8 protein-coding genes are annotated in these 12,166 nt (G+C 36.6%); 4 read left to right on the forward strand and 4 right to left on the reverse strand.

The features are described from left to right. Positions 1 to 100 precede the first annotated feature (100 nt). Positions 101 to 1,294: an MFS transporter gene (locus tag CS937_RS14935; protein ID WP_099159271.1), complete on the forward strand. Its 1,194-nt coding sequence runs from the start codon at positions 101 to 103 to the stop codon at positions 1,292 to 1,294. A gap of 263 nt (positions 1,295 to 1,557) precedes the next feature. On the opposite strand, the gene CS937_RS14940 is transcribed toward CS937_RS14935, so the two are convergent. Both CS937_RS14940 and CS937_RS14945 read right to left on the reverse strand, forming a co-directional pair. Beyond that, on the reverse strand, positions 1,558 to 3,414 hold the full coding sequence (locus CS937_RS14940; RefSeq protein ID WP_099159272.1) for an ABC transporter permease: 1,857 nt from the start codon (positions 3,412 to 3,414) through the stop codon (positions 1,558 to 1,560). A gap of 15 nt (positions 3,415 to 3,429) precedes the next feature. After that, on the reverse strand, positions 3,430 to 4,182 hold the full coding sequence (locus CS937_RS14945) for an ABC transporter ATP-binding protein (RefSeq protein ID WP_099159273.1): 753 nt from the start codon (positions 4,180 to 4,182) through the stop codon (positions 3,430 to 3,432). A gap of 387 nt (positions 4,183 to 4,569) precedes the next feature. Between CS937_RS14945 and CS937_RS14950 the strand changes: the two genes are divergently transcribed. Next, positions 4,570 to 7,737: a DEAD/DEAH box helicase gene (locus tag CS937_RS14950; RefSeq protein ID WP_099159274.1), complete on the forward strand. Its 3,168-nt coding sequence runs from the start codon at positions 4,570 to 4,572 to the stop codon at positions 7,735 to 7,737. Positions 7,738 to 7,833: 96 nt separating this feature from the next. After that, the gene (locus CS937_RS19545) at positions 7,834 to 7,983 is read left to right on the forward strand and encodes a hypothetical protein (protein ID WP_176555852.1); all 150 of its coding nucleotides are present in this window, start codon (positions 7,834 to 7,836) and stop codon (positions 7,981 to 7,983) included. Between the two features lie 131 nt (positions 7,984 to 8,114). Here the strand turns inward: CS937_RS19545 and CS937_RS14955 are convergent, their stop codons facing one another. Then, on the reverse strand, positions 8,115 to 9,407 hold the full coding sequence (locus CS937_RS14955) for a hypothetical protein (RefSeq protein WP_099159275.1): 1,293 nt from the start codon (positions 9,405 to 9,407) through the stop codon (positions 8,115 to 8,117). A 26-nt stretch (positions 9,408 to 9,433) separates the two neighbouring features. Then, complete coding sequence (locus CS937_RS14960) at positions 9,434 to 10,222, reverse strand: serine hydrolase (RefSeq protein ID WP_099159276.1); 789 nt, start codon at positions 10,220 to 10,222, stop codon at positions 9,434 to 9,436. A gap of 797 nt (positions 10,223 to 11,019) precedes the next feature. Here CS937_RS14960 and CS937_RS14965 point away from each other — a divergent pair. Beyond that, a complete protein-coding gene (locus CS937_RS14965) occupies positions 11,020 to 12,075 on the forward strand; it encodes an NAD(P)H-dependent flavin oxidoreductase (protein ID WP_099159277.1) in 1,056 nt (351 codons plus the stop codon). Positions 12,076 to 12,166: the final 91 nt, after the last annotated feature.

Here is a 12,166-nt window from a genome sequence, read left to right on the forward strand (position 1 = left end):
AATATACTAACTGTAGTCTATTTAAATCAAATATACCATTCCAATTTATTCTACACTCATGTATAATATATTTCGAGTATCGAAGGAAAGGGCGTCTTGCATGAGTACACAATCAAATACGCAACAAGCAACTAATCCAGATAAAATTTGGACGCGCGATTTTGTCCTTGTTTGTCTGGCTAATTTTTTTATATTTCTTGGGTTTCAAATGACATTGCCAACCCTTCCGCTTTTCGTAGAGGAATTGGGTGGAAGTGATCAATTAATCGGTATAATTGTAGGTATTTTTACGTTTTCTGCATTATTACTTAGACCATATGCGGGTCATTCTTTAGAATCAAAAGGTAGACAATTTGTTTATATGGTTGGGCTTGCGATTTTTGTAGTGTCTGTTGGGTCCTTTGCGTTCATTACAAGTATTGTCTTTTTATTTATCATGCGTGTGGTTCAAGGTGTTGGTTGGGGGTTTTCAACTACGGCAACTGGAACAATCGCAACGGACATCATCCCCCCTAAACGCCGTGGAGAGGGAATGGGCTATTTCGGTTTATCTGGTAATCTGGCACTAGCGTTTGGTCCCACACTGGGGTTAACACTTGTTGGTGTGATTTCCTTTACACAACTCTTTTTAATTTGTGGCGCACTAGGATTTGTGGCATTTCTGCTATCGACAAAAATTCGTTATAAAAAAGTGGAACAATCACCGAATAAAACGGTCTCCGTTAAATTCGATATTTTTGAAAAAACTGCTTTACAGCCAGCAGTATTGTTGTTTTTTATTACCGTAACGTTCGGTGGGATAGCTTCATTTCTTCCATTGTATGCAGCTGAAAAGGGTATCAATGGAATTGAACTATATTTCCTTGTATACGCGTTATTTTTGATGATTTCTAGAACGTTTGCCGGAAAGATTTATGATATGAAGGGTCATCAGTACGTATTTCTTCCAGGTACGGTTGCAATCTTTATCGCGATGATTTTGCTATCCTGGTTACCAAATATGTTTGTTATGCTTGTTGCTGCTGCGTTGTATGGACTTGGATTTGGTAGTGTACAGCCAGCATTACAAGCGTGGTCAGTTGATAAAGCGCCAGACAATCGAAAAGGGATGGCAAATGCAACGTTCTTTTCATTTTTTGATTTAGGTGTCGGTGTTGGAGCTATTGCGTTTGGCCAGCTAGCATTTATGTTTGATTACAGTGTGATTTACGCAACAGCAGCTGGATCTGTAATGGTATCGATTTTATTGTATTTGATCCTATTAGTAAAAGCTCGAAAAAGTGTACATGCATAAGAGAAGAAAAAGAGGCAGGGACAAAAGTAAAATAATCAATTCTAAATACGAACAATGTACAATTTAGCGGAGGAAATATACGTAGAACCCAGCGGGAGGAAAGGCATCGGTGATACCCCGAAGTGCGTTAGCACAAGGAGGCTCACCAGCCGCCCGCGGAAAGCGAAGTATATTTCCGAAGCAAGTTAGTTGCACCAACTATAATTTCATAGTTGTTCGGATTTTTCTTTGATAAAACACTTATGTCCCAACCTCTTTTTCAATTACACCTCTTTAGGCAACACAATCCGTTTATACATTTGCACCGTAACCCAATAATAAATACCATAGATTATGATGAAAATGCTGATTGGTATCCAAATTTTCGTATATGGTTCAATAATAATGAACGAAAACATTTGCATACCCACAATTACGTGGACGAGTCCGACCAATGCTGGGAATAAGAAAAGTAAGAATAATTCCCGGTAAATGGATTTAACCAGTAACGATTTTCTGACACCTATTTTTCGCAACATACTGTAACGGTGTGTGTCTGCGGCAGCGCTTGATAGCAGTTTGAACATTAATACACTTGCCATCATCATTAAAAATGCTACTCCCAGGAAGAATCCCATAAATATTGTTCCGCTTGCTACTGCTTTGAATGCTACATAATTGCTGTATTTAGTGCCTATATTTTCAACCGTTTCTTCTCGATACGTTTCGGCAAGCTTAAGCTGATTAGTATTGATTGTTTTCAGTTGTGGGAGATAATCTGTGAAATCGTCAACAGTTGCTAAAATAACTTGTTGTTCAGTAGCATCAATTTCTTGATATCCAGCAGACCCATAAACATAAACATCTTTTGCTCCGAATTGCTGATAGCTGGCATTGATTTCCATGCTAATTGCAGTAGTCCAAAATTCTGGTAAGCTAGCTATATTATCATTTTGACCTAACACATATTTATCTTTAGGTAAGGCCTGTGAAACACGAGTAGTTTCTGGTAATTCAAATGTCTCCTTAGAATACTTAATTAACGGTGGATTGTCTGTTAAATCCTTTTTAAGGAAATAAATCCCTTGATCATCTATCTTGTAATGATAAACATTTTTTTCTGTGACATTCATTTCTGCTAATGCCTCGGTATCTTCCTTACTTGGCTGGTGAATGATTACATCGTTAGCATGAAACGCTGATGCTTGCTTTTCGATATTATGATAGAAAGATATTCCTGCTGTCATTGCACCTAGTCCTAATGCAACTAGCATCGCGACTGTTCCAAGTACCTTCGTTAAATTCAGCATTCGAAAACGTAATTGACCAAGTGTGAATGAGTTAATCCCTTTTTCATTAAGGGTACGGTTTTGCTTTAGCTTTTTCACAAAATAAGGAAGGAACGCGATAAATATTAAATACGTTCCGATAATAATTGTTACAGCAGCTAAAATTACTCCAGCCTGCATTAATTTGGCTATGTTAATCATGGCATAATATCCAATTCCAATTAATATGATGGCAAACAGAACACCAAAAAACGTTTTGCTGCCTTTTGTTTTTACGAAATCCTGTTTTTGTTCAGCATGAAGTAAGGAAAGTACGCTTTTTCGGCTGATTTTCCAAGCATTTACAATGGAAGTCAATAAAAATAAAATGACATAAAATATCACCGTTGTAATAATGGAAGAAAGGTAGAAAGCCTGGAATCCTTCTCCATTAAAATCCAATTGCCACATGAAAAGCTCGGCAATGCCTTTCGCTAATCCGAACCCAACAATGAGACCAACTAGCAACGAAATAAGGCCAATAAAAAAGGTTTCAAAGAACATGAGCTGTGTGATTTTATGCTTTTTAGCACCTAGGGTCATGTACATACCCATTTCCTTTTGCCGTAATGTAAGCATAAACGAGGTTGCATAAAATATATAAAATATTGTAATGGCTCCTAAGATAAACGTTCCGACATGAAAGACGAATACAATTGAGCTAATCATCCCATTTGCTTCAATAAAAGTTTTATTTTGTGCGAGTGTTTCAAACATATAGAAAATTGCTATGGAAATCGTTAGACCGAACAATAGAACGAGATAATCTTTAAATCGTTTACGCATGCTTGAAAAAGATAATTTTAATAACATATGAATTCCTCCTTTCTACTCTGCAAAATCTGCCAATACATCAAGAATTTGATGGTGGAATTCGCTTCTTGAACCATTACGATGAATTTCTTTATATAAGGCACCATCATGGATAAACAAAATACGTTCACAATAGCTTGCACTTAGTGGATCATGTGTCACCATCATAATAGATACATCATGATTTTCGTTTAAATGTACCATTGCTTCCATCAAACTTTTTGCACTCTTGGAATCAAGCGCACCGGTCGGTTCATCTGCTAAAATAATTGCTGGTTCATGAACCAATGCTCTAGCTGCAGCGGCACGTTGTTTTTGTCCACCTGAAACGGTAACAGGATATTTTTCTAAAATAGTTTCGATTCCAAGTTTCTTTGCTACTTCAACAACACTTGGTTTAATTTTTCGTGATGGAACCCCTTGTAATGATAACGGTAAGGCGATATTTTCATAGATTGTTAGGTTCTCCAGCAAGTTAAAGTCCTGAAATATAAAGCCTAGTTGCTCAGAACGAAAGTCGGCTAATTGTCTTTGTTTCATTGACGTAATGTTTGTACCCGCAATTTCGATTGTTCCATCTGTTGGTTTGTCCAATGTCGATATCACATTTAATAGTGTGGTTTTACCGGCTCCAGACGGCCCCATAATCCCAACAAATTCACCAGCTTTAATATCAAAAGTAACGCCATTTAGTGCGTGGTATTGGTTTTCAGATCGTTTTCCAAATACTTTATGAATGTCTTTAACATTTACGACAGTTTGATTCATCATGAATACCTCCAATTTCTAATCTATTGCTAGTGTACCCTCTTCAGCATCAATCTAGTATTTGTTTACCTTTCAGTATCCTTACAGTTTTGTAAGGTTAGAAAAAGCGTTATTATTCATGATAACTAGTATATTTTACAGTGTATTTTCCAATCCTATTAAAATGAAGGTTGTTTTCTGCTATGGAGACCGCAGTTGATATTTATTTTGCTTTTCTCGCAGGAGATTACGTATATTGTCAACTAATCACAGCATAATCAATACATGATAAAATAGTTGAATACAACAATTACTTAGCATACAGCCTAAAGGAATATAGTTTAAAAAGATGCTAGACTCGTTTAAAATAGAAGAAATAGAGAAGATAGAAGGTAGGGTTTAAGTATTTTGAAAAGCATTCGTGATGCAAATCTAAAAAAATTGTTTCCATCTATCGTATATAAACGTGGGTTAGACTATTACAAGGATGGTCGAGTTAGCGATCTCCTATATGATATAAATTACAATGTTTGGACGGCTACTGTTCATGGTTCGGAAAGTTATTTTGTAGAAATTAATATGAAGGATTTATCAAAAGGGACCATTGATGCATATTGTGATTGTCCTGCTTTTGACACGTATCGTTCGTGTAAGCATATTGTTGCTACACTAATTGGAATTGCGAGAAAGGAACAAGAAGATTATCCGATTGATACCGCCTTTGACTATCAAACTACGAAACGATTAATTGATTCCATGACAGCTATTGGGCAGCACCAGGATACAACCGAAATTTTACCGCAAAAAATACCAATGCATGTTGAATATTATTGCAAATGGTCATATGATCGGAAATTATTAATTGAGTTGAAAACCGGTGAAAAAAGATGTTTTGTTGTAAAGGATGCACATTCTTTTTTAAAGGATGTACTAACAGGACAAGAGCATTACTTTACGAAAACCTTCACTTATAGTCCGGATAATCATTATTTTTTAAAGCAGGATATTGATGTTTTTGAACTGTTATATTCCATTCTTCAAAATGAGCAGATATACCATGATCAGATTTTAACTCATTTTCGAGGCCAATTTTCCGAAGATCGAGCAATTGTCATTCCGCCACTACTAGTTAAAACGTTGTTAGAGAAGTTAGTCTCACGTGATTTTACGGTAGAATCGGAAGGGAAAAGCTTTAATAAGGTTGACATTGTCGATGACAGCTTGCCATACCAATTTGCCTTAACGAAAAATGAGAAGAATGAACTTGTTTTAACAAATGAAATGATTTCGATGGTTTATTTCCAATCCTATCGCATGTTATTTTCGTTAGGCACATTCTATTTTCCAACAAAGGAACAAATTCCGATTATCGAACAAATTAGTCAACTAGGGATGGAAAGTAAGCAATTGCCTATCTCAGATAAACAAGCAGATGTGTTCATTTCAGAAGTGCTTCCTTCCTTAAAAAAAGTCGGCGATGTACAAATATCAGAGAAAGTGGCAGCTGAAATTATTCAAGTATCTTTGCAGGCAAAACTTTATCTTGATGTCAAAGCTGATTGGATTGTTGGTAGATTAGAGTATCATTATGGTGATTACCAGATTGATCCATTTAACGGAAGGGAAAAGGATGATGTCATCATTATTCGTGATGTTGCCAAAGAGCAGCAAATAATGCGGTTAATTGAGCATGCAAATTTTCATTATAATGGGAAGGATTTATATATCGAAGCGGATGAGGATGAGCTATATGAGTTTTTAAATGATACGTTACCGCTATTGGATTCCTATGTTGAGTTATTTCTAACATCAGAAATTCGCAGCTTTATTGTAGAAAATGAACCGATTCCGTCAACAAGCGTACGATTAGAGTCATCGTCTAATTTGTTAGAAATTGGCTTTAATATCGATGGTATTGCTGATTCAGAAATCAATCAGGTGCTTAACGCGGTTATGGAAAGGAAGCGGTATTACCGATTGCAAAGTGGTGCGCTTCTTTCATTAGAAGGTGAAGAGTTTACTTCCATCAAGCAATTTTTCCATGACTTAGATATTGCGAAATCTGACATGAATGATGGAAATGTACAAATGCCAGTTTATCGTGGAGCGCAAATCGATGAGTTAATAGATACGAAGAAAGAATACGATCCTTCGTTTCGAAAGCTTCTACATCAATTAAAATCGCCAGAGGAACAGGTCTATCCATTACCAGATGGGCTAAACGCAACACTAAGGAATTATCAAAAGACCGGGTACCAATGGTTTAAGTCATTGAGTGCTTATCATTTAGGTGGTATTTTGGCTGATGACATGGGACTAGGGAAAACGTTACAGTCCATTGCCTACATGCTTTCTGAACAAAATGATAAACCGCACTTAATCGTTGCACCATCATCAGTTTTATATAATTGGAAAAATGAATGTGAAAAATTTGCGCCAAATTTACAGGTGGCAATTCTAACGGGAACACCATTAGAAAGGCAGGAGAAAATTCGAGAATTGACAGATATGGATGTTTGGATCACATCATATGCGACATTACGACAGGATATTGAACTATATGATGGTTTGGTGTTTCATACATTGATCTTAGATGAGGCGCAGTATATTAAAAACTATGCAACGAAAACTTCTCGAGCGATACGTGAGATCAAAGCCGAAAAGCGGTTTGCATTAAGTGGGACACCTATTGAAAATTCGATTGATGAATTATGGGCAATTTTTCAGGTGATTTTGCCTGGACTTATGCCTGATCAACGAAATTTTAGGCAATTAGCACATGAAAAAATAGCGGCATTGACAAAGCCTTTTATTTTACGCCGTATCAAACAGGATGTATTAAAAGAGCTTCCGGATAAGATTGAATCCGTTCACGTATCTGAATTAACAAAATCGCAAAAGGAATTGTATGTAGGATATTTACGTGAATTACAGCAGGAAGCGGCGCAATCGATGAAGGATAGTGAGTTTAATAAAAACAGGATGAAGATTTTGGCCGGCTTGACAAGGCTGCGGCAAATTTGTTGTCATCCGTCATTGTTCATTGAGAATTATGAGGGTAAGTCTGGCAAATTAGAACAGCTATTAGAAACTGTTCGTAATGCTGTTGAAAGTGGTAAACGAATGTTGATCTTTTCTCAATTTACAAGCATGCACGAGATTATAATTAGCAAACTTGAGGAAGAGGGTATTGATTATTTCTATTTAAATGGTTCAACACCTTCACAGGAACGTGTGCAAATGAGTGAACGATTTAACAATGGTGAGAAAAGTGTATTCCTTATTTCACTTAGAGCAGGTGGTACAGGACTTAATTTAACAGGAGCAGACACGGTTATTTTATATGACTTATGGTGGAATCCGGCAGTTGAAGATCAAGCAACGGGAAGGGCACACCGTTTCGGCCAAAAGAATGTAGTTCAAGTTATTCGGCTCGTCACAGAGGGGACAATTGAAGAGAAAATTTATGAACTTCAACAACGAAAACGAGAATTGATTGATCAAGTCATCCAGCCGGGAGAGACGATGCTGTCAAGTTTAACGGAGGAAGACGTGAGGGAATTGTTAAGTTTGTGATCTACCCTAATTTTGATTGCGATTTAAGTGTAACAGGTATAGAATTAGTATGTAATATAAAATATATTCTGTACTTTCAGAAAGGGGTAGTTCACAGTGAAGAAAGTTTTTAAAGGCTTCAGCAAGTTTATCGTTGCGAACGTAGCAGTCATACTTGCAATTTTACTCCTACCAGTATTTTTAGTAACAGACGATGTTTCTATTTTTGAAAGTATCATGAATTTTTTATTTGATAATAGGAGTTAACATAAGAATATCCCTGATCTAGGGGTATTTTTTGTTGGGGTTATAAGGGGAAAATTAAAAACAGCTTAGATGAAGAAATCCATTGACTTCTCGATGCCTTCATCTAAACTTCTTGCTTCTGCCTATTACGTTCATACTGATATTTGGAATAACTTCCTCGGACGTCCTTTTTGATAAGGCTTTTCCTCACCTACAACCTTAATGACATCACCTGATAGTAGCTTATAAACGGTTCGTTCTGCACTGCGCTTGGTAACACGATAATAATTAGCGATATCATTCGCTGAAAATGGTTCATTGTTACGAAGCTTAATAAAATCGATAAAGTTATACGATAATTCATTGTTTAAATTAGCTTTATGAATAAGTGCGTGGTACAGTTGTGACGTATCAAAGTGTTTCTCTACCCCAAGTGGTCCAATTGTTTCTTGGCGCTCGTTCACAATATAGCAGTTACCACTTTCGGTTCGATTACATGCCTCAAGTGCCAGTTTCGCATTATCTTCTGCTTGTTTTGCTGTTAAGCCTAAACCGAATCCAATATCAACAGAGATATGTAAGGAACGCTCGATTTCCTGTAAAAGTGGAAAATCCCGGTAATGATTTGTAATATGGTTTAAAATACCACGTGTACCAAACAAAACGAACTGGTTATCACCACTAGTTAGAACGGATGAATAGGTTTTATGACCGAATTTAAGTAAAATTTGGTGTAATTTAAGTAACAGCTCCTGTGAAGCAAGTTCACCCTTACTTGAAATGATGGAATCAAAATGCTTAATTTTTACAAAACCAGAAACAATTTGTGCACTCTTACTGTGGTTTAATTTAGCGATTGCCTTAGCCCGTTCAATAGCCCGTTCAATATTAATTTGGGGAATTTGCATACAACTCGTTGGGATGCCATTTTCCTTTAAACGTAGTTCAACCTCTTCAATGGAAGTCAGTACATAGTCAATTTTACCTTTGTCCCAAAGGCTTTGATGGTGTTCTACAATACGATCAATATCTAAAAACACATCATCTCCATAACTATATGTATAGATTGTATGGTTTTGCATATCCAGTTCATTTATTACTTTGTCTACATGAGCACTTTCTAGGACATCAATTGAAATACGATCCAAAGCCTGGTTGTGCTTGTTTTTTAATCGATAAAAAGAAGTCAGTATCATATACTCATCAAATGCAATTTGTACTGCTGGCAGACGCTTCTTATCAATTTTTTCTTTAGCATATAAATATGGAAGTGCACCAGCAAACAAATAAATGTCACACATAAAAGCTGTTTCCATAAGCTCTATTGTTTCCTTTGTTTTTGTATAAATAAATGGAACAAGTTCTATATCATCTTGGTCTTCCACATAATGATTCACTCGGCTAATTAATTCCTTTCTGCCGAATATAGCAATCTTGATTTTCACCATAAAACCTCCTAAATAAATTAATGTCAGTACTTTATGTATTCGATTAAATATTTACCGATTTCAGAAATATATTTTTTGCCATGAGCATTATTTTCAAAGCCTTCAGTTAAAATGACAGCGTAAACAGTTTGTTCTTTATAATTTAATAGTGCTACATCATGCTCAATTCCCGGAAGTTCCCCTGTTTTATGAAAAATGTCTATATTATCATCATCAAGCAAATAGTACGGTAGCTTATCCTTGAATTGTTGATGGGAGAGTATATCCAATATTTGCATTCTACTATTCTCACTAATTATCACGTTTGGCTTGGCTATTAATTCAAGGTAATGGACCATATCAACTGCACTTGTGTAATTTTCAATCCCATTCATTTGTGCCTTTTGATCCATAAATTTTCTTCCAATATAGGTTTCCATACATTTGAGTCTAGTCGATAGAGTATTAACGTTTTGACTGCCAATTTTATCGAGTATTATATTCGCTGCAGTATTGTCTGAAACGATAATCATTAATTCTAATAAATTTTTATAACTATATATATTTAAATTGGTTAAATAGCTGATGATACCTGCGCCACCAACCCTCATTGTATTCTCTATATAGACCAAAGCATCGGGGTTTAAGGTCTTGTTTTCTATTTGTCGGAAAGCTTCGATAAGCATAGGAAACTTGATAACACTGGCCGCTTTTCTTGGTTCATGTGCATTAATAGTAATATTGCCGTCTGCCGTTCGGATGAAAATAGAAAAATGATCCATTACTTTGTTCACAAGACTATGGATAGTAGATTCTAATTGGTTGAAATTCATGATTTTTCCGCCCTTTAATGAAAGTGATAGTGATCCAATTATATTTGGAAAAAATCCCCCTTTATATTTCTATCTATATATATTTTTAGTGTATTGGCTGTATACTAGAAGACTGTTGCTTTTTCACATACTGAATCTTATCCAATAGTTGATATAAAATGCGGCGTAAGTGCCGTGTTGATTTCATATTTTTTGTATTTTTCTGCCCCGCAGCCCTTATACACTCCGCTTTCCAGGGTGGCTGGAGAGCCTCCTCGTGCTACGCACTCCGGGGTCTCATCGATGCCTCTCATCCCCCAGGGGTCTACGTGTATACGGGCTGCTTGTCGGAGGACATATTCCTTTCTATTTCTCATAGATGAAATAAAAATACATAGCAGACCCTCAGTGGAGGAAATACATGTAGATTCCTGCGGGAAAGCGAAGACGATGAGACCCCGCAGTGAGTAGGTTTCTCACGGCTCATCGTGAGCCCGCGGAAAGCGAAATGTATTTCCGGAATGGCAGTCTAACCATCAGTTCAACCTACGTCGCAATTTCTATAAATAGCAACAAACTATGCGAAAGGAGCTAATTATTTAATAGTATATTCAGACTTTTTTTAATTACCGATACATATAACGACGCTGTTCGTTAATCTCTATCATAATACGGAATTTTCTTAATATTGTCAAGAAGGAAAGTGAGGAAAGTTTTAAAAAATTTCAGTTTTTAAGTATTTTAAACTAGACTATTGTAAATTGATGTAAATCTTATGATATGCTTGGGTTAATAATGACCGTGATGGAGGGATATTCATGAAAAAATTAACGGAACAATTGCGGGTAAGAATTCCTATTATTCAGGCTGGGATGGCTGGGGGAATTACAACACCCGAATTGGTTGCTGCCGTCGCTAATTCAGGAGCATTAGGTACAATTGGTGCAGGTTATATGAGTGCATCCGCATTAAAGGAAGAAATTCAGCAAACTAGAAAATTAACGGAAAAACCATTTGCAGTTAATTTATTTGCGACAAACCTGGAAGCGTTCTCTAAGGATATTACTGACATGCAGCGACTGTTAAATAGATTCAGAAATGAACTAGACATTGATGTTATTCAGGATTCTGTTAAAGTGATAGATTATTTGCAGGAGAAAGTATCTGTCATACTGGATGAGAAGATTCCGATTGTCAGCACAGCATTTGGTGTGTTATCAACGGTATTAATTGAGCGACTCAAAAAGAATGGAGTTACACTGATTGGAATGGCAACTAATTTAGATGAAGCATGTCAGCTCGTTGATGCTGGATACGATATCATTGTAGCGCAAGGGTCTGAAGCTGGTGGACATAGGGGAACGTTTGATGTGGTTACGTATAAAGAAGGATGTAACATTGGGTTATTCTCACTTGTTCGAGATTTTTTAGATAATGTTTCTGTTCCAGTGGTTGCTGCTGGTGGTATTACTTCGCAGGAACAGGTTGAGGTACTTCTGTCTATGGGAGTAGGTGTCCAAGTAGGTACTCGATTTTTAGTGGCGAAAGAAGCAGGAACAAATGATGCTTATCGTCGTGCGTTAATGAAAGCTGGTGCAGAGGATACGGTAATTACGAAGGTGTTTTCGGGAAGACCTGCCCGGGCAATTTTTAATAGGTTTATAGATGAAGTTGAAACTAGTCGAGTTGATCCACTGCCATTTCCGGTGCAAAATCAATTGACAAAAGATATTCGTAGTGCCGGAAAAAAATTCGAAATGGCAGACTTTCAATCATTGTGGGCTGGTCAAGGTATAGGAGGGATTACAAAGGAAGAAACAGCTGTAGAGATTGTCCGAGGATTGATGGATGGAAGTAAACATAAATCTGAATGAGAAGTTGAAATATCAAGTAGAGAGCTAAAATATATTCCTGAGAAAACAGAAAGATAGCTGCGAGGAGTTAGTCCATATATAAAGACCAACC

The organism is Virgibacillus ndiopensis, assembly GCF_900187325.1.
GTDB lineage: Bacteria > Bacillota > Bacilli > Bacillales > Amphibacillaceae > Virgibacillus_E > Virgibacillus_E ndiopensis.

Coding starts and splice junctions, on each gene's coding strand:
- CS937_RS14935 (WP_099159271.1), top strand. CDS start 101: ATGAGTACACAATCAAATACGCAACAAGCAACTAATCCAGATAAAATT.
- CS937_RS14940 (WP_099159272.1), bottom strand. CDS start 3,414: ATGTTATTAAAATTATCTTTTTCAAGCATGCGTAAACGATTTAAAGAT.
- CS937_RS14945 (WP_099159273.1), bottom strand. CDS start 4,182: ATGAATCAAACTGTCGTAAATGTTAAAGACATTCATAAAGTATTTGGA.
- CS937_RS14960 (WP_099159276.1), bottom strand. CDS start 10,222: ATGAATTTCAACCAATTAGAATCTACTATCCATAGTCTTGTGAACAAA.
- CS937_RS14965 (WP_099159277.1), top strand. CDS start 11,020: ATGAAAAAATTAACGGAACAATTGCGGGTAAGAATTCCTATTATTCAG.